This is a genomic window from Acinetobacter sp. AKBS16 (assembly GCF_002899995.1).
Taxonomy (GTDB): Bacteria; Pseudomonadota; Gammaproteobacteria; order Pseudomonadales; family Moraxellaceae; genus Acinetobacter; species Acinetobacter baumannii.
Map to the genome: position 1 here is coordinate 1 of NZ_POYH01000034.1, position 18,710 is coordinate 18,710.

The 18,710-nt window shown below is 40.9% G+C and carries 14 protein-coding genes, 1 pseudogene and 1 riboswitch; of the genes and pseudogenes, 13 read left to right on the forward strand and 2 right to left on the reverse strand.

Annotated elements, in window-relative coordinates:
* Window positions 1-987: cell division protein FtsZ (gene ftsZ, locus C1642_RS05270; protein ID WP_103236018.1), on the forward strand; the 987-nt coding region annotated here is incomplete at its 5' end.
* Between the two features lie 110 nt (window positions 988-1,097).
* Entirely contained in the window at window positions 1,098-2,000 is a 903-nt protein-coding gene (gene lpxC / locus C1642_RS05275) for a UDP-3-O-acyl-N-acetylglucosamine deacetylase (protein ID WP_000240700.1), read from the forward strand.
* A 97-nt stretch (window positions 2,001-2,097) separates the two neighbouring features.
* Here the strand turns inward: lpxC and C1642_RS05280 are convergent, their stop codons facing one another.
* Complete coding sequence (locus tag C1642_RS05280) at window positions 2,098-2,538, reverse strand: DciA family protein (RefSeq protein WP_000042455.1); 441 nt, start codon at window positions 2,536-2,538, stop codon at window positions 2,098-2,100.
* Window positions 2,539-2,645: 107 nt separating this feature from the next.
* Between C1642_RS05280 and C1642_RS05285 the strand changes: the two genes are divergently transcribed.
* The 5 genes and pseudogenes from C1642_RS05285 to C1642_RS05305 all read left to right on the forward strand — a co-directional run bounded on the left by C1642_RS05285 (window position 2,646) and on the right by C1642_RS05305 (window position 9,531).
* Window positions 2,646-3,338, forward strand: coding sequence for a M23 family metallopeptidase (locus C1642_RS05285; protein ID WP_000557460.1), 693 nt, complete (start codon window positions 2,646-2,648; stop codon window positions 3,336-3,338).
* 250 nt (window positions 3,339-3,588) lie between these two features.
* Window positions 3,589-6,301: pseudogene (gene aceE / locus C1642_RS05290) on the forward strand (pyruvate dehydrogenase (acetyl-transferring), homodimeric type).
* 2 nt (window positions 6,302-6,303) lie between these two features.
* Window positions 6,304-8,286 carry a 2-oxo acid dehydrogenase subunit E2 gene (locus C1642_RS05295; protein ID WP_103236019.1) on the forward strand — a complete coding sequence of 661 codons (1,983 nt, stop codon included), beginning with the start codon at window positions 6,304-6,306 and terminating at the stop codon, window positions 8,284-8,286.
* A gap of 148 nt (window positions 8,287-8,434) precedes the next feature.
* Window positions 8,435-8,707 (forward strand): hypothetical protein, encoded by a 273-nt coding sequence (locus C1642_RS05300; RefSeq protein ID WP_000900285.1) that lies wholly within the window; start codon window positions 8,435-8,437, stop codon window positions 8,705-8,707.
* Window positions 8,708-8,743: 36 nt separating this feature from the next.
* A riboswitch (yybP-ykoY riboswitch) is annotated at window positions 8,744-8,940 on the forward strand.
* A gap of 15 nt (window positions 8,941-8,955) precedes the next feature.
* Complete coding sequence (locus C1642_RS05305) at window positions 8,956-9,531, forward strand: TMEM165/GDT1 family protein (RefSeq protein WP_001154984.1); 576 nt, start codon at window positions 8,956-8,958, stop codon at window positions 9,529-9,531.
* A 60-nt stretch (window positions 9,532-9,591) separates the two neighbouring features.
* On the opposite strand, the gene C1642_RS05310 is transcribed toward C1642_RS05305, so the two are convergent.
* The gene (locus C1642_RS05310) at window positions 9,592-11,757 is read right to left on the reverse strand and encodes a TonB-dependent siderophore receptor (RefSeq protein WP_103236020.1); all 2,166 of its coding nucleotides are present in this window, start codon (window positions 11,755-11,757) and stop codon (window positions 9,592-9,594) included.
* Between the two features lie 227 nt (window positions 11,758-11,984).
* On the opposite strand from C1642_RS05310, the gene C1642_RS05315 reads away from it, so the two are divergent.
* The 6 genes from C1642_RS05315 to recJ all read left to right on the forward strand — a co-directional run bounded on the left by C1642_RS05315 (window position 11,985) and on the right by recJ (window position 18,696).
* The gene (locus C1642_RS05315) at window positions 11,985-12,782 is read left to right on the forward strand and encodes an MBL fold metallo-hydrolase (RefSeq protein ID WP_000505326.1); all 798 of its coding nucleotides are present in this window, start codon (window positions 11,985-11,987) and stop codon (window positions 12,780-12,782) included.
* A gap of 91 nt (window positions 12,783-12,873) precedes the next feature.
* Complete coding sequence (locus C1642_RS05320) at window positions 12,874-13,239, forward strand: YkgJ family cysteine cluster protein (RefSeq protein WP_000952249.1); 366 nt, start codon at window positions 12,874-12,876, stop codon at window positions 13,237-13,239.
* A 135-nt stretch (window positions 13,240-13,374) separates the two neighbouring features.
* Entirely contained in the window at window positions 13,375-14,841 is a 1,467-nt protein-coding gene (gene guaB / locus C1642_RS05325; protein WP_000956023.1) for an IMP dehydrogenase, read from the forward strand.
* Between the two features lie 149 nt (window positions 14,842-14,990).
* Window positions 14,991-16,328, forward strand: a complete 1,338-nt coding sequence (glmM, locus tag C1642_RS05330) for a phosphoglucosamine mutase (RefSeq protein WP_000119868.1) — start codon at window positions 14,991-14,993, stop codon at window positions 16,326-16,328.
* Between the two features lie 10 nt (window positions 16,329-16,338).
* The gene (pdxH, locus tag C1642_RS05335) at window positions 16,339-16,995 is read left to right on the forward strand and encodes a pyridoxamine 5'-phosphate oxidase (protein ID WP_001286115.1); all 657 of its coding nucleotides are present in this window, start codon (window positions 16,339-16,341) and stop codon (window positions 16,993-16,995) included.
* Entirely contained in the window at window positions 16,996-18,696 is a 1,701-nt protein-coding gene (gene recJ, locus C1642_RS05340; RefSeq protein ID WP_000161616.1) for a single-stranded-DNA-specific exonuclease RecJ, read from the forward strand.
* Window positions 18,697-18,710: the final 14 nt, after the last annotated feature.

Consider the following 18,710-nt stretch of genomic DNA (forward strand, 5'->3'; position numbering starts at 1 on the left):
AAACTTCAGTTAGGTGAGCAAAGTACACGCGGTCTAGGTGCAGGTGCTAACCCTGAAGTAGGCCAGGTAGCAGCAGAAGAAAGCCGTGAAATTATTCGTCAGCACCTTGAAGGGACTGACATGGTGTTTGTAACCGCTGGTATGGGTGGTGGTACAGGTACTGGTGCAGCTCCGGTTGTTGCCGAAGTTGCTAAAGAAATGGGGATTTTGACTGTTGGTGTTGTAACAACTCCATTTAACTTTGAAGGCCGTCGTCGTCAAAAGTCTGCTGAGCGTGGTATTGAAGCGCTGGAAGCTCATGTTGATTCATTGATTATTATTCCTAACCAACGTTTATTAAGCGTTTATGGTGATATTTCAATGAAAGATGCCTATAAAAAGGCAGATGACGTATTGTTAAACGCTGTACGCAGTATCTTTGATCTTGTAGTTAACCGTGGTCACATTAACCTTGACTTCGCGGACTTGAAAACTGCAATGAGTACTCGTGGTTACGCAATGATGGGTGCTGGTTTGGGTCGTGGTGAAGACCGTGCGCGTCAAGCAGCTGAACAAGCTATCCGTAGCCCATTGCTTGATAATGTAAATATTATTAATGCGAAAGGTGTGTTAATTAACATTACTGGTGGCGATGACATCACATTACGTGAAACAGAAATCATTACTGACGTTGTTAACCAGATTGTTGACCTCGATGAAGGTGAAATCTTCTACGGTACAGTATTTGACCCAGATGCGCGTGATGAATTACGCGTAACTGTGATTGCAACTGGTTTAACACGTAATGCAGCTGATGCAGAGCCAAGAAAGCGTAATACAGTTAGCCATACATCAACTCAATCTGCACAATCTGTAGATGAAGATGACGTTCCTGCAATTAATAAACGCCAAAATGCTGAAAATGACGTGAATAATGCGCCAAGTTCAACACCGCGTTCTTCGCCAATGAGTATTCAAGATTACTTGAAAAATCAGCAACGTAAGTAATTTAGCGTACAATCTATTGAAAGGCAGTGTATAAACACTGCCTTTTTTTATTTTTGATCAATGACTAAATATGCTAACGTATAGCGGTTTTAAAAAAGAAGTTACAAAGCATGGTGAAACAGCGTACTCTCAATCGTGTGGTAAAAGCGAGTGGAATAGGTCTTCATAGCGGTCAAAAAGTGATGATCAATTTCATTCCACATACCGTGGATGGAGGTATTGTATTTCGCCGTATCGATTTGGATCCACCTGTCGATATTCCTGCTAATGCATTGCTGATTCAAGAAGCATTTATGTGTTCAAATCTTGTCACTGGCGATATTAAAGTCGGGACAATCGAACATGTGATGAGTGCGATTGCTGGTTTAGGAATCGATAACTTAATTGTGGAAGTGTCCGCATCCGAAGTTCCAATTATGGATGGTAGTGCTGGTCCATTTATTTATTTGCTCATGCAAGGTGGCTTGCGTGAACAAGATGCTCCTAAGAAATTTATAAAAATATTAAAGCCAGTTGAGGCTTTAATTGATGATAAAAAAGCAATATTCAGCCCGCATAATGGCTTTCAGCTTAACTTTACGATTGATTTTGATCATCCTGCATTTGCCAAAGAATATCAGTCTGCAACCATCGATTTTTCTACTGAAACGTTTGTGTATGAAGTCAGTGAGGCACGAACTTTTGGTTTTATGAAAGACTTGGATTACCTCAAAGCAAATAATTTAGCTTTAGGAGCAAGTCTAGATAATGCAATTGGCGTAGATGATACGGGTGTGGTGAACGAAGAAGGTTTACGATTTGCCGATGAGTTTGTTCGTCACAAAATTTTAGATGCAGTTGGTGATTTGTATTTACTTGGTCATCAAATTATTGCCAAGTTTGATGGCTATAAATCAGGACATGCCTTAAATAATCAGCTATTACGCAATGTTCAAAGCGATCCGAGTAATTATGAAATTGTAACATTTGATGACGAGAAAGACTGTCCAATTCCATACGTGAGTGTGACATAAGTCATTGTCTTTATTTGGCTATGTTATAATGTAACATTAATAAGTGTGATTTTTATCACATATTAAGAACGATTCTAATTAAGAAATAGAAAGCTCATCATTTTTTATTGCTTGCCAAACGTAGTAAAGCTTGGCTAAGCTTAGGGTCGCTCACGAAGTCGGCAGCACTACGTAACATTTCTTGTGTTTCCGGGGGGATGGATTTAGAAGGCTCAGATGAGGTCGTTACAGGAATAGTTTTATTTCTTAAGCGAACTTGAATTCTTTGTAGGTCTTTTAATCCTTCAAGTTGAGATAATTTAGATACATATTGGCTCTGTAAATAGCTGAGTTGACTAATCATTGCCTGATTTTCACCAGTAATAATTAAAGAGCCATTTTGATAACACACGACTTGCCATTGTTCCGGTTGGGGCAATAAGGGTTGGATTATTTTCGTAAGTCTTTGCCATTGCGCGACTTGCGTTGTTAGAAACGTAAGGTTTCCTGTTTTTATGTGTTTTCCGGTTTGTTGAAAAACGTTATCGGGTTTAGACATTGATCATTCTCAAATGGTTTCTTGTCCTAATCTTAAGCGTTCATTTCAACCGATATCAAGGAAGAGATCATAAGGAACTTGAGTAAGAACAGTTTCAAGAGGTTTTTATGCACACGCGTCGTATTTTATTAGCGTTTTCACTTGCCGCTTCGGCAGCATCGGTTGCTTTTGCAGATTATCAAAATATTAACCAATCTACTGATTCAGATCGATTGGAACAGTTATCAAAAACACTATCTCAAGGCTCATATACTCATCCTGATGATTTAGATCTTCCGGCGAGTGCAAAAGTTTCAGTGACTTTACGTGAGAAAACAGTTGAACTCAACAATGATTCACTGGCAAAGAAATACGGCACAACGACAGCTAAAAACTCATTTAAAACCTCTTCTTCAAATCCTTATTCTTGGTTAGTTTCTCATCCTCTTCCTGATACAGTACGTGTTTCTTCTAACTTTGGTGGTCGTACCATGGGTGGTCGTGCAGAGCATCATGGTGGTTTAGATATGGCTGCACCAAGTGGTACGCCAATCTATGCGACTGGCCCGGGTATTGTGACTAAATCAGGCTGGGGCACAGGTTATGGCCAATATGTTGAAATTAACCATGGTAATGGTTATTTAACACGTTACGCGCATGCTTCACGCTTAATGGTTCGAGTAGGTGATCAGGTTTCTGCTGGTGACCATATTGCTAATGTTGGTTGTACAGGTCGTTGTACTGGTCCACATTTACATTACGAAGTAGTTAAAGATGGTCAACGTAAGAATCCATCAACATACTTAGCAATGTTGCCTTAATTGCATTGCCTCAAAGGTCAAGGTTATTAAATTTATGAATTTGAAATTAACTTAAACCTTTTTTAACGTAATGATTGTATAAAAAAACGCCTTTATTGGCGTTTTTTTGTTATTTTGTTTACTGCTCGGTCAATGACTATTCATTCAGAAAATAATAGGCCCCCCCCACATTCACCCGTGGCAATAACTTGAAAGGGGTAAAACGTGGTAAAAATACAAAGTAGATTAGAGAACAAGGAACAGGTGAATTATGGCGTTTTACGGTGACTCCGACGCACAAGAAACCCAAGAATGGCAAGATGCATTCGATTCAGTTTTACAACACATGGGAACTGAGCGAGCGGCATTCTTGTTGGAAAAACTTTACCAACAAGCAATTGCTAAGCATGTTCCAATTCAACGTCTCAATACACCTTACTTAAATACAATTTCTGTTGAAGAGCAACCTGCAATGCCAGGCGACCAAGATATGGAACGCCGTATTCGTGCATTGATTCGTTGGAATGCCTTAGCAATGGTACTTCGCGCGAATAAAACAGGTGATGATTTAGGTGGTCACTTAGCGAGCTTCGCATCAAGTGCAACATTATATGACGTAGGTTTTAACCATTTCTTCCGCGCTAACAGTGATAACTTTGGCGGAGATATGATTTATTACCAAGGACACTGTGCTCCTGGTATTTATGCACGTTCATTCCTTGAAGGACGTTTAACTGAAGAACAGTTAAGTAATTTCCGCCGTGAAGTTGGCGGTAACGGTTTACCAAGCTATCCACATCCATATTTAATGCCAGACTATTGGCAATTCCCAACTGTATCAATGGGTCTTGGTCCAATCATGTCGATTTATCAAGCGCACATTCAAAAATATTTGATGAACCGTGGCTTGATCAAAGAAGAAGATCGTAAAGTTTGGGCATATCTCGGTGATGGCGAGATGGATGAGCCAGAAAGCTTAGGCGCGATCTCACTTGCTGGTCGTGAGAAGCTTGATAACTTAATTTGGGTAGTTAACTGTAACTTACAGCGTCTAGATGGTCCTGTACGTGGTAACGGTAAAATTATTCAAGAACTTGAATCAATCTTCCGTGGCGCAGGCTGGCGTGTCATTAAAGTAGTATGGGGCCGTCATTGGGATCCATTACTAGCTAAAGACACAAGCGGCGCATTAAAAGCACGTATGGAAGAAGCTGTTGATGGTGACTATCAGCGTTATCAAGTAAAAGGCGGCGCATAGCGAAAAATTCTTTGGTAAATACCCTGAAGCTGCGGAACTTGTAAAAGATTTAAGCGATGAAGATATCGATAATCTTAACCGTGGTGGTCATGACCCTTACAAAGTTTTTGCTGCATATGCAGAAGCGATGAAAGCAAAAGGTCAACCAACAGTAATCTTGGCGAAAACCATTAAAGGTTACGGTTTATCTGAAGAAATCGAAGCGGTAAACAAAACTCACCAAATCAAAAAGATGCAAATCGACTCTTTAAGATATGTACGTGACCGTTTCAACCTTCCATTCACAGATGAGCAATTAGAAGAGCTTCCATTCTATCGCCCAAGTGAAAACTCTCCAGAAATGAAATATATGAAAGCGCGTCGTGAAGCGTTAGGTGGTTACTTACCTGCACGTCGTCGTGAGAGTGAATCTTTAGCGATTCCTGATTTATCTGTATTTGATGCAGTGTTGAAAGGTTCGGGTGGCAAAGAGCAATCAACCACTATGGTGATGGTTCGTTTAATTGCTGCTTTACTTAAAGAAAAAGCAATTAAAGACCGCGTAGTGCCAATCGTTCCAGATGAAGCACGTACTTTTGGTTTAGAGGGTATGTTCCGTCAGCTTGGTATTTATGCCGCTCATGGTCAAAAATATACACCGGAAGACCAAGAGCAGTTAATGCATTACCGTGAAGCAAAAGACGGTCACATGTTACAAGAAGGGATTAACGAAGCAGGTGCGATGAGTGCATGGGCTGCGTTAGCGACAAGTTATTCAACCAATAACTTGCCAATGATTCCAATGTACATGTACTACTCAATGTTTGGTTTCCAACGTATTGGTGATATTGCATGGGCTGCGGGTGATGCACAAGCTCAAGGTTTCTTGTTAGGTGCGACTGCGGGTCGTACAACATTGAACGGTGAAGGCTTACAGCACCAAGACGGTCATTCTCACATCTTGGCGAACACGATTCCAAACTGCGTATCTTATGACCCATGTTTTGGTTATGAGTTGGCTGTCATCGTACATGACGGTTTACAACGTATGTATGTGAATCAAGAGCGTGTGTTCTATTACTTAACTGTAATGAATGAAAACTACGAGCATCCTGCAATGCCAGAAGGTGTTGAAGAAGGCATTAAACGTGGTATGTATTTATTCGAGAAAGATGAAAAAGCAACTGTTCAGTTACTTGGTTCAGGTGTAATCCTTCGCGAAGTGATTAAAGCTGCGAAAATCTTACGTGATGAATACCAAATCCATTCAAACGTTTGGAGTGTAACAAGCTTCAATGAATTGGCACGTGATGGTATGGCATGTGAAGAATACAACCGCCTACACCCACTTGCTGAAGAAGTTAAAGAATCTTGGGTATCTAAACAATTACGTGGTACGGAAGGTATCGTAGTTTCTGCGACCGACCATATGCGTGCTTACAGTGAACAAATCCGTGCTTATCTTCCAGATGGTCGCCCATTTGTTGCATTGGGTACAGATGGTTACGGCCGTTCAGATACACGTGCGAACTTACGTAGTTTCTTTGGTGTTGATGCTGCACACATCGTTGTTGCTACTTTGAAAAAATTAGCTGACGAAGGTGAAGTAGACGCACGTTTAGTGAAAGATGCGATTTCTAACTTTGAGCTAGATACTGACCGTCCGGTTGCATGGGCGCCGCAAGCACATCCGGAAGTTCAGCCAGTTGCTGAATACAATGAAACGCAAACAGGTGAGGGGAACTAAGCATGCAAATTAAGACCCCTGATATTGGTGTAGATAAAGCAAATGTCGCTGAAATTTTAGTAAAAGTTGGCGACCGTGTTGAAGTTGACGACAGTATCGTTGTGCTTGAGTCTGATAAAGCAACTGTTGAAGTGCCTAGCACTTCAGCAGGTGTTGTAAAAAGTATCTTGATTAATCAAGGTGATGATGTGACTGAAGGTGTTGCTTTGATTGAGATCGAAGCAGAAGGTGCGGCACAACCAGCACCGGAACCAACACCAGCTCCTGCGGCTGAAAAGCCAGCTGCTCCAGCACCTGCGCAACAAACTCAAGCTTCAGCTCAACCTGCTGCCGCTACATCAAGTGCAACTGTTGAAGTGACTGTACCTGACATCGGTGTTGAAAAAGCATTGGTTGGTGAAATCCTCGTTAAAGTGGGTGACCAGATCGATGTTGAACAAAGTATTGTGGTTGTAGAGTCGGATAAAGCAACTGTAGAAGTTCCAAGTAGTGTTGCTGGTACTGTAGAAAGTATTCAAGTGAAAGAAGGCGATACCGTTAAAGAAGGTGTTGTTCTTATTCAAGTGAAAACAGCAGCTGCATCTAATGCGCAAGCAGAAGCTCCTACTACTACACCAGCTCCAGCTGCGGTAGCAGAACCGGTTGCTGCAAAGCAAGAAACTGTGGCAGCGGTTCCAGCTCAGTCTGGTTCAGTTGATATCAATGTTCCTGACTTGGGTGTAGACAAAGCTGTTGTTGCTGAAATCTTGGTTCAAGTTGGCGATAAAGTTGATGTAGACCAAAGCCTTGTTGTTGTTGAGTCAGATAAAGCAACTGTGGAAGTTCCAAGTACCGTTGCTGGTGTTGTAAAAGCAATTCACTTGCAAGCAGGCCAACAAGTTTCACAAGGTGTATTGCTTGCAACAATTGAAGCTGAAGGCCAAGCACCTGCTGCTGCACCAGCGGCAAAAGCAGAAGCAGCCCCAGCTCCACAGGCAGCAGCACCTAAAGCAGCCGCTCCTGTTGCAACTCAGTCTGCACCTGCGGCGTCTACATCTGGTACTGATAAGTTAACGAAAGAGCAAGAAGCAGAAAACGCTAAAGTGTATGCTGGTCCTGCTGTTCGTAAGCTGGCTCGTGAACTTGGTGTGATCTTGTCACAAGTTAAAACTTCTGGTGAGCATGGCCGTGTTGTTAAAGAAGATATCTTTGCTTATGTGAAGAGTCGTTTAACTGCACCGCAAGCTGCACCAGTAGCTCAAGCTACTGCTGCTCCGGCTGGATTGCCGTCATTACCTGACTTTACTGCTTTTGGTGGCGGTGAAGTAAAACCAATGACGCGTTTACAGCAAGTTTCTGTACCACAGTTGTCTTTAAACAACTACATTCCACAAGTAACTCAGTTTGACCTTGCGGATATTACTGAGCTAGAAGCTTGGCGTGGTGAGTTGAAAGACGGCTTTAAGAAACAAGGTGTGAGCCTAACAATTTTGGCATTTATTGCAAAAGCAGTAGCACACTTGTTGAAAGAAGAGCCTTATTTCGCGGGTCACTTAGCAGATGATCAGAAATCTGTATTACTCCGTAATGAAATCCATATGGGTATTGCGGTTGCAACTCCAGATGGTTTGACAGTGCCTGTACTACGTAATCCTGACCAAAAATCAATTAAGCAAATTGCTGTTGAATTAGGTGAGTTGAGTAAAAAAGCGCGTGATAAGAAATTAACACCGAAAGATTTACAAGGTGCTAACTTCACGATCACAAGCTTGGGCTCAATTGGCGGTACAGCATTTACGCCACTAGTTAACTGGCCACAAGTTGCAATTTTGGGTATTTCACCTGCAACGATGCAGCCTGTATGGAATGGTAAAGACTTTGATCCACGCTTAATGTTGCCGTTGTCATTGTCTTATGACCACCGTGTAATTAATGGTGCGGATGCAGCGCGCTTTACAAATAAACTTACGAAACTTCTTAAAGATATTCGTACTTTATTAATCTAATGCTTTGAAAGAACATACTAAAACCTCGCTTCGGCGGGGTTTTGTTTTAATGTCTATTTGACTTAATTTTAGGTTAATCTACAGATTAAGCAGGACTTATCGAGAGTGAGGAGACATTTCTCGTTATTACGTAAAGGAGAAATAGTAAATGTTGGGTTTTCTGAAAATTATGTTGCCCTTGTTGTTGGTTGTATTTTTATTGATGGGAATATGGGTCAGTATTTTGCACTTCCCTTGGGAGTGGATGACTTATGTTGTCATGGGGATTGAAGTGTTTGTCGCTACTCTGATTTTACCCCTTGAATATCAAACTGGAACAAGTAGCAGCCATATTGGTTTTATCAGTATAAGTGCTTGTTTTGCAGTACTGTTAGGAATAGCCCGTTTATTCGTGTGGACATGGGTAAAATTTTTTGCCTGAATATTTGAAAAATAGATTTAGTCGAATATAATAAGCCCATACTTCATTGGGGAGTAGCCGCTATTCACAGCAAATGTGAATAGGTGATGGTCAACATAATTGTTCAACAGAACATGGTCATCATAGCTTAAACGTCTCATCGTTCCTGAGTTGGCAAGACCTTTGATTTACCACTCTGCAATCATTTTATGATATTTGGCTAGCAGGAGGGGTAGGTCATAGGCATTTATGCTAGCCAGAGAACCGACATGCAAGAATTTCTGATTTCTACCTCGATTGTTGCCCTCGCTGAAATGGGCGATAAAACTCAATTGTTGGCACTTTTATTATCTGCACGTTTTCGTAAGCCAATCCCTATTTTAATCGCGATTCTTTTAGCAACTTTAATTAACCATGGTATTTCTGCTGTGCTTGGGCAGTGGATTACAACGGTTTTAAGCCCTGAAATCTTAGTCTGGGTACTTGCGGTTGGTTTCATTGGTATGGCGTTCTGGATGCTTATTCCGGATGAGCTTGATGATGAAACAGCGAGTATTAATAAATGGCAAAAGTTTGGTGTTTTTGGCGCAACTTTTATTTTGTTTTTCTTGGCGGAAATTGGTGATAAGACCCAAATTGCAACAGTCGCTTTAGCTGCACGTTATGACAGCATTTTCTGGGTAATGTTAGGCACAACTTTAGGAATGATGATTGCCAATGCACCTGCTGTATTTATTGGCAATAAGTTGGCTGAACGTTTGTCTATTGCGCTCATTCATAAAATTGGCGCTGCTATTTTCTTCATTGTAGGTGTTTCTACGCTCGTACAGCATTATTTCTTCTAATGCATTTTAAGCTGCCAAAAAAACGCACTCGAATGGAGTGCGTTTTTTCTATAGGTAATTTTAATAGTTAAATTTCACAGTAAAGTTAATTTGGCGTGGATTGCCGAGTGTTACCAAATTTTCGTTGAGAGCTCCCGCATAGTAATCTTTATCAAATAGATTACGGATCGCAAGTTGAGCACCCCAATGCTCAGCATTATAACCAGCTTCTGTATCAAATACGGTATAGCCTGGAATATGGACATCTAGCTTATCCATAGTTTTATAGGTTTCACCTCGGAATCCACCGCCGATATACCAACCAAGTTTTGAGGCAGGGTCAAATTTGTAACGAGCTGACAAGCTATAAGCGTGTTCAGGAATATTGTCGAGCGCTTTCCCTACATTGCTTGCATTTGCATCTTTACTAATTTCTGCATCAATTGTGTAGGTATATGCAGCCGTTAATTTTAAACCTTCTAAAATTACTGCACTAAGTTCAGTTTCAATACCGCGAGTTAACTGTTCACCACGTTGTACTTTTTCATTTGGATTTACTGAATCATTAACTACAACATTCTGACGTTTTAAATCATACCAAGCGATAGCACCTTGAATTCGTTGATCGGGACTTTGTAGTTTCATCCCGACCTCAACCTGCTTTCCTTTTTCTGGCTTAAATGGGTTGCTATTTACATCAGTACCACTATTTGGGGTGAATGAAGTAGCGTAGCTCACATAAGGTGCCACAATGTCATTGAGGGTATACATGACAGAAGCACTGCCCGTAAATGCATTATCTGATTGTTTACTCGTATTGCTATTAACCAAACTTCTAGTTTGAGTTTGTGCCCAGTCTTGACGACCAGATAAGCTTAAAAGTAATTGATCATTAAGCTGAATGCGGTCACGTAAATAAAGTCCTAGATATTTGAGACGGTTGATATTACGTACATTTTCCGTCAATTCCACAGCTTGACCATAAACGGGGTCATAGATATTTAAATTACCAATATTATATTTATCATTGGTGTAATCACTTTTTTCCTGAAAAGCATCAACTCCAATATTAACGTCATGTTGCATGCCATATAGATCAAATTGTTTATTTAAACGGTTATCAATGGCGAAGCTTAAGTTATCAATAACTTGGTGTCGGCTGTTATTTCTACGGCTGATAGTCGTGTAATCAATTTCACCTTGTTTATCTTTTGCCCAAAAGTTACTACCTGTACGAGCAAAGACTGCTTTGCCATCCATTTCGGTTTTTTGTACGGCAAAATTCTGGTTAAAGTTCCAGCCATTATCAAAAGTATGTTTAAACGTATAACCAGTGCGATAAACATCTGCCTCATATTTACCGAAATTAGGATCGCCAATATATAAACTACGATCTATAGGTCCATTAGGGTTGTCTTTTAGTGTACCAATTACAGGTAAACCTTGCTGACGAATATATTCGCGGTGTTGATAGCTTGCGATTATAGAGAGGTCGGTGTTATCACCGAGGTCAAAATTATAAGAAGGCGAGATATAAAAATTTTTAAAATAAACATAATCGGTCGGATCATCTTGATCAGAGATACGTCCATTTAAACGGAAAGCACCTTTTTCACTATTGTTTGGGCTGTAGTTTAAATCGAATGTTCCTTCTTTAAGGCTGTAACTACCATAAGTCATGCTAGCACGTGCAAAGCTTTCTGCTTCCGGTCTTTTAGTCACTAAATTGACCATACCACCCGGAGCAACTAAACCGAAATTAATAGAAGCAGGACCTTTTAAAATTTGTACCTGATCCATTCCCGAAATTTCAGCAGCTACAGAAGGGGTAGGAGAACTTTGCCCAATTCTTAAACCATCGACATAAACCGAATCAGAAGAAGTTTGGCCTCGAATAATAAAGTCGTCCCAACCACGACGACCAAGTTTCCCAGCTTCTACGCCTGCAACACCTTCAAGCGCATCCGTAAGAGTTCTTGCTTGTTTTTGGTCAAGTTGTTCACGGGTGACGACAGAAACTGATTGAGCAGTTTTAAATAGAGGTGCATCTGATTTTAAAGCTGAATTTGCTTTTGTTGCGACATAAGAAGTGGGGTTTTCTTTTTGTGCTTGAATAGAAATAGTGGGTAACACATTGGTTGAATTTTGCTGTTCTGCCGTTTCTTCAGCATGACTTGTTGTCATTGAAGTAAAAATAGCAACTGCTAACAAAGTTTTTGAAGTTGAAAAAGCAAAGCGTTGAGTCATGGGAGGCCTAAACAGCACAAAAAGTAAATTTGATAATGAGAATTATTTTAATTTATTGCAGTTTAATTTTAAATAACATTATGATTCATTTATAAAATAAGAAAAGCAAAATCAATTTTAAAATATTATGAGAAAAATAGAGTAATTCATTGCATGAGTTATTGAATCCCATTATTTTATTATGGAAATAAAAATATCTAATATTTAAAGTTTTTTTGGGGAATTTTATGGGGTTTGAAAAAACAACATCACAGATATTATTTGATAATGGCGTACACAAATGTATTAGTTTTACCAGTTTGGTCAAAGGGGAAGGCATACAAGCCAATCAATTTTTAATTATTGATCATGAGCGTGCTGCCGTGATCGACCCGGGTGGTGATTTGACCTATGTTCCGCTGACAATGGAACTTAATAAATATACGCGCCTTAAAAATCTTGATTATGTGATGGCTTCGCATCAGGATCCAGACATTATCACCTCAATGCCCCGCTGGTTGGTTTATACCGATGCTAAAGTGGTGGCCTCAAGATTATGGGCACGGTTTTTACCTCACTTAAATTCATCATTTATGAGTGAGCGTATGAAAGGGAATTGGGAAGACCGTTTGATTGAGCTGCCTGATCGTGGTCAAGTGATTCAATTAGGTGAATCGAAACTTGTAATCATTCCAGCGCATTTCCTACATTCGGTGGGTAATTTTCAGTTTTATGATCCCGTTGCTAAAATTTTATTTTCTGGTGATATGGGGGCATCCATTGTAGATGATGCAAGTCAGCCTCTAAAAGATTTTGATAGCCATGTGATGAAAATGAAGGCTTTTCATCAACGTTATATGTGTTCAAATAAAGTCATTCGCTTATGGGTCAACATGGTCCGTCAGATGGATATTGAAATGATTGTCCCTCAGCACGGTAGTCCATTTATTGGTAAAGAGATGATTAATCAGTTTTTAGACTGGATTGAAACATTGCCATGCGGTGTAGATTTAATGACAGAACAAATTTTTAGCTGTCCAACATAAAAAATAATGTTCGACATATTGAGTCCAATTTGAAATTTTTTTAGGATTTCGCGTCGCAGAAAAATTTTTGATGACGAGAATTTGAATAAAAATGTTATCTCAAGTTGCGACTCCAGATGAATGCCTACGCTGTGGGGCATGTTGTGCACATTTTCGGGTTTCATTTTACTGGGCTGAGGCCGAGTTAATGGAAGAACATCTAGTTGAACCTTTGACACCTGTCTATTCATGTATGCGTGGAACCAATCAGCCTGAGCCCCGATGTCAGGCTTTGACGGGTGAAATTGGTAAAGAGGTGGGTTGTTCTATCTATGCGGTGCGTAGTTCTACCTGTAGAGAAGTGCAGATTGCGGATGAGCAGTGTAATAAAGCTCGTTTAGCGCACCAGCTTATTCCTCTTATTCAAGTTAGCCCGGCAGATTCAGAGAATGATCACGACTATGATCAGGTGAGTTAAATATAAGCTAACACAATAATAAGTGGGAAATATTTAGAGTAGGCGAATATCTATTGCTGAAAAAGGCAAAGATAATATGAAAATTGCATCGAAATTTGTTTATAATAGCTCACGGAATTTACCAGTGAGATTGTTATGCTGACCATCGTTCAAGAAGCGCTAACCTTCGATGATGTCTTATTACTTCCTGCCTACTCTACTGTTCTCCCAAAAGATGTCTCTCTAAAGACACGTTTAACTCGCGGCATTTATTTAAATATCCCATTAGTTTCAGCTGCAATGGATACAGTGACTGAGTCACGTATGGCGATTGCAATGGCGCAAAATGGTGGTATCGGGATTTTGCACAAAAACATGGATATTGCTGCTCAAGCTGCAGAAGTACGCCGTGTGAAAAAATTCGAAGCGGGTATGGTGAAAGACCCTATCACTGTAAGCCCTGAAACTACAGTACGTGAACTGATTGCAATTACCTCTGCTAATAACATTAGTGGTGTACCTGTTGTTAAAGACGGCAAGGTTGTTGGTATTGTGACAGGCCGTGATACGCGTTTTGAAACCAATTTAGAACAACCTGTTAGCAACATCATGACAGGCCAAGATCGTTTAGTCACTGTACGTGAAGGCGAGTCTAAAGAAAATATTCAAGCATTATTGCAAAAACACCGTATTGAAAAAGTCTTGGTCGTTGGTGAGAGCAACGAACTTAAAGGCTTAATTACAGTAACTGACTTCCGCAAAGCCGAGAGCTATCCAAACAGTTGTAAAGATGATCTTGGTCGTTTACGTGTTGGCGCTGCGGTAGGTACAGGTGCTGATACACCAAGTCGTGTGGAAGCATTGGTTGAAGCTGGTGTTGACGTCATTGTTGTTGATACAGCACATGGCCACTCTGCTGGTGTAATTGAACGTGTACGTTGGGTGAAACAAAACTTCCCTCAAGTACAAGTGATTGGTGGCAACATTGCAACTGGTGATGCTGCATTAGCATTATTAGATGCAGGTGCAGATGCTGTAAAAGTGGGTATTGGTCCTGGTTCTATCTGTACAACACGTATTGTGGCTGGTATCGGTATGCCACAAATTTCTGCAATTGACAGCGTTGCTAGTGCATTAAAAGATCAAATTCCTTTAATTGCAGATGGCGGTATCCGCTTCTCTGGCGATATGGCAAAAGCGATCGGTGCGGGTGCAAGTACGATCATGGTTGGTTCATTACTTGCAGGTACTGAAGAAGCGCCGGGCGAAGTTGAGTTTTTCCAAGGTCGTTACTACAAAGCATATCGTGGTATGGGTTCATTAGGTGCAATGGCGGGAGCAACTGGTTCTGCTGACCGTTATTTCCAGGATTCAAAAGCGGGTGCTGAGAAGTTAGTACCAGAAGGAATCGAAGGCCGCGTTCCATATAAAGGCCCAATGGGTAACATCGTTCATCAAATGATGGGTGGTTTACGTTCATCGATGGGTTACACAGGTTCAGCTGTGATTGAAGATCTTCGCCAAAATGCGAAATTTGTGAAAATTACTTCAGCAGGCATGTCTGAGTCACATGTTCATGATGTAACGATTACTAAAGAAGCTCCGAACTATCGTGTTGGTTAGATTTTGGTAACCAAAACAATCAAGAAAGCCGTCAGTACACTGACGGCTTTTTGTTTTTGGTGTAAAGTAAATCCGATGAAAAGAGATATGGCGGAATAGCCATATATGAAATGAGCCACGGCTGAAGTGGCGTAAAAATGAGATAAGCTATGAGTTATTTTGGAACGGATGGTATTCGTGGAAAATTTGGGCAAATGCCGATTACGCCAGAGTTTGCTTTAAAACTCGGTTTTGCTGCAGGGAAGGTATTAAAACGAACGAGTCCGAAAAATAAACCACTTGTTGTATTAGGAAAAGATACTCGTTTATCCGGTTATATTTTAGAGTCTGCTTTGCAGGCGGGATTAAATGCTGCTGGTGTATATGTTCACTTACTTGGGCCATTACCGACACCGGCTATTGCACATCTTACCCGTGCTTTACATGCACATGCAGGGATTGTTATTTCTGCATCACATAACCCATATTTTGATAACGGGATTAAGTTCTTCTCAAGTGAAGGTAAAAAATTACCAGATTCATTGCAGGAAGAAATTAATAAAGAATTAGAAAAAGATTTATTTATCGAAGACACTGCAAACTTAGGTAAAAGTGTTCGTGTGACCGATGCAAATGGTCGTTATATCGAATTTTGTAAATCTACATTCCCATATCATTTTGATTTAAATAATTTAAAAATTGTTGTGGATTGTGCGCATGGCGCTGCTTACAGCGTTGGCCCTTCAGTTTTCCGTGAACTCGGCGCTAAAGTTGTCGCTTTATACAATGAGCCAGATGGTTTAAATATTAATGAAAACTGTGGTTCAACTCATCCAGAGAGCTTACAAAAAGCGGTTGTGGAACATGGGGCTGACTTAGGTATTGCCTTTGATGGTGATGCTGACCGTGTAGTGATGGTTGATAAGTTCGGTAACTTAATTGACGGTGACCACATCTTATATATTTTAGCGACTCAGGCAAAAAATAAACCAGCAGGTGTTGTTGGTACGGTAATGAGTAACATGGCACTTGAAGTGGCACTTGAAAAAGCAAATGTTGGCTTTGTTCGTGCAAAAGTCGGTGACCGTTATGTGTTACAGGCCCTAGAAGAAAATGGATGGGTAACAGGTGGTGAGCCTTCTGGTCATATTCTGACTTTAGACAAGAGCACAACAGGTGATGCGATTATTGCAGCATTACAAGTGTTAACCGTGATGGTTGAGCAGAACAAAGCGCTGCACGAATTGGTTCACGACTTTAAACTGTACCCACAAGTTCTTGTAAATGTACGTTTGGAACAAATGCTTGATCCATATTCTATTCCTGCATTAGTTGCTGAGTTCAATAAAGCTGAAGAGCAGCTCAAAGGACGTGGACGTATTTTAATTCGTAAGTCTGGAACTGAGCCAGTCATTCGTGTCATGGTTGAAGGTGATAACGAGCAAGAAGTGAAAACTTTAGCTGAACATTTAGCAAATGCAGTTCGTTCACAGGCACAAGTCGCATAAGGTGTATGGCATGAGTGATGTCATTAAAGACTTAAGTGAATTGCGCTTAAGCTATGAACAAGGTGAGTTGTACGAGACTCAAGTTGCTAGCAATCCCCACGAGCAATTTCTAGGTTGGTTTAATCATGCTTTAGCAGCTAACTTGCATGAACCGTATGCAATGTCATTAGCAACTGCGAGTGCTAGTGGTCGTCCGCATGTCAGAACTGTGTTGTTACGCGGTGCGACAGAAGCGGGCTATGATTTCTATACCAACTATGACAGTCAAAAAGGTATAGATTTGGCAGAAAATCCATATGCTGAATTGTTATTTTATTGGCCAAGTCTAGAGCGTCAGGTACGAGTAGGTGGGCATGTTGTAAAAATTCCTGAACAGGAATCTACAGACTACTATCATAAACGTCCACGTGATAGCCAGATCGCAGCTCATATCAGTACCCCCCAAAGTGGCAAAATTGAAAGTCGCGAGTTGTTACAACAGCGTTTTCAAGACTTGCAACAACAAGTTCAAAGCCGTGAAGTACTCGATAAGCCGGAGTTCTGGGGCGGATATCGTCTACAGCCGGATTATTATGAGTTCTGGCAAGGGCGACCAAATCGTTTACATGACCGCTTGAGTTATGAAAAAATCGACGGTCAATGGACGTTGCACCGACTGATGCCTTAAATGACAAAAATACAAATTAAACAAAGACCTTTATTGACACGCCCTGAACAGTTTCAGGGCGTGCCTCCGTTTATTGCCGAGATTTTGGCAAGACGGGGCGTACAATCCGAGCAAGAACTAGAGTTAAAGCTTAAGAATTTACTGGCTCCTGAACTCAAGGGGTTGGACGCTGCTGTAGCATTAATGGATCAAGCCATCGATGAGCAGAAAAAAATAGTTATTGTGGGGGACTATGATGCTGATGGCGCAACCAGCACTGCTTTAATGATGCTCGTGCTTCGCGATATGGGAGCACAAGTCGACTATTTGGTACCGGATCGTTTCAAATATGGCTATGGTCTTACTCCTGCCATTGCTGAGCTTGCTCATCACACCTATCAACCCGATCTATTAATTACAGTAGATAATGGAATTTCTAGCCATGCTGGGGTTGATGCAGCACATGCTCTAGGCATGCAAGTGATTATTACTGATCATCACTTAACGACCAAAGAAACACCACTTGCAGAAGCAGTTGTTAATCCAAACCAATTAGGATGTGAGTTTCCAAGTAAGGCACTTGCCGGTGTTGGCGTTGCTTTTTATGTACTTGCCAATTTGGCGAGTCTACGCAATAGACAGGGTAAAAGCACAAGTAAAGTGACTCAATATTTAGATTTAGTCGCTTTGGGAACTTATGCCGATGTTGCTGTTTTGGATTATAACAACCGTATTTTGGTTGATGCCGGTGTAAAACGTATTCAGCAACATCAATGTCGAGTGGGAATCTTAGCCTTACTCGATATCGCTGGTCGGGAAGCTACTTCAATACGTGCTCAAGATTTAGGTTTTGTGCTCGGACCGCGCATTAATGCTGCTGGACGTATGGAGAGTATGCGTATTGGGATCGAGTGTTTATTAGCTGACACGATGGAAACTGCATACCCCATTGCCCAGCAATTAAATCAGTTAAATATTGATCGCCGTCAAATTGAAGGGGAGATGAAGCAACAAGCTTTATCTGCTTTAGACAGTTTACAACTCTCACAACAAGATATTCCCGCGGCGCTTGTTCTGTTTGAAGAAAACTGGCACCAAGGTGTCATCGGGATTGTCGCGGGACGTTTAAAAGAACAGTTTCATCGCCCAACGATTGTGTTTGCTCCAGATGAAGATGGTATTCATATTAAAGGCTCAGCACGTTCCATTGATGGGGTGCATATTCGAGATACCATTGAACAAGTTGCCGAACAACATCCTGAGCTGGTGAGTCATTTTGGTGGACATGCGGCAGCGGCAGGCTTAACGATTCGTAAAGAAAACTTTGAAGCTTTTAAAACCGTATTTAATGATTGTGTAGCTGCTATGGATGAATCAATCTTTCAAGCGACATTATGGACCGATGGTGAGCTACCTGTCTCTGCTTTGCAATTAGATACCTTAAACTGGATTGAGCGATTAGGTCCGTGGGGACAAAAATTTCCACTGCCTCAATTTGAAGGATATTTTAAAGTTATCGATTTTCGTTGGCTCAAAGAGACACATTTAAAGCTTAGATTAGCGATAGACCAATATAGTTTCGATGCTATTGCTTTTAATGCAGCAGGTCGCTTCGAGTTTGATCCGATGCGAGACCATGTGCATTTGGTTTATGAAATAGACCGTAATGTCTTTAATGGTAATGTGAGCTTACAGCTACGCATTGTGCATTTAAATCAATAAAAAAATCCGCTCAA

Bases quoted from the DNA above. Each gene is read 5' to 3' on its own strand.
- guaB (WP_000956023.1), top strand. From the start codon at position 13,375: ATGCTGACCATCGTTCAAGAAGCGCTAACCTTCGATGATGTCTTATTA.
- recJ (WP_000161616.1), top strand. From the start codon at position 16,996: ATGACAAAAATACAAATTAAACAAAGACCTTTATTGACACGCCCTGAA.
- C1642_RS05315 (WP_000505326.1), top strand. From the start codon at position 11,985: ATGGGGTTTGAAAAAACAACATCACAGATATTATTTGATAATGGCGTA.
- glmM (WP_000119868.1), top strand. From the start codon at position 14,991: ATGAGTTATTTTGGAACGGATGGTATTCGTGGAAAATTTGGGCAAATG.
- C1642_RS05295 (WP_103236019.1), top strand. From the start codon at position 6,304: ATGCAAATTAAGACCCCTGATATTGGTGTAGATAAAGCAAATGTCGCT.
- C1642_RS05300 (WP_000900285.1), top strand. From the start codon at position 8,435: ATGTTGGGTTTTCTGAAAATTATGTTGCCCTTGTTGTTGGTTGTATTT.
- pdxH (WP_001286115.1), top strand. From the start codon at position 16,339: ATGAGTGATGTCATTAAAGACTTAAGTGAATTGCGCTTAAGCTATGAA.
- C1642_RS05310 (WP_103236020.1), bottom strand. From the start codon at position 11,757: ATGACTCAACGCTTTGCTTTTTCAACTTCAAAAACTTTGTTAGCAGTT.
- C1642_RS05285 (WP_000557460.1), top strand. From the start codon at position 2,646: ATGCACACGCGTCGTATTTTATTAGCGTTTTCACTTGCCGCTTCGGCA.
- C1642_RS05320 (WP_000952249.1), top strand. From the start codon at position 12,874: ATGTTATCTCAAGTTGCGACTCCAGATGAATGCCTACGCTGTGGGGCA.
- C1642_RS05280 (WP_000042455.1), bottom strand. From the start codon at position 2,538: ATGTCTAAACCCGATAACGTTTTTCAACAAACCGGAAAACACATAAAA.
- C1642_RS05305 (WP_001154984.1), top strand. From the start codon at position 8,956: ATGCAAGAATTTCTGATTTCTACCTCGATTGTTGCCCTCGCTGAAATG.
- lpxC (WP_000240700.1), top strand. From the start codon at position 1,098: ATGGTGAAACAGCGTACTCTCAATCGTGTGGTAAAAGCGAGTGGAATA.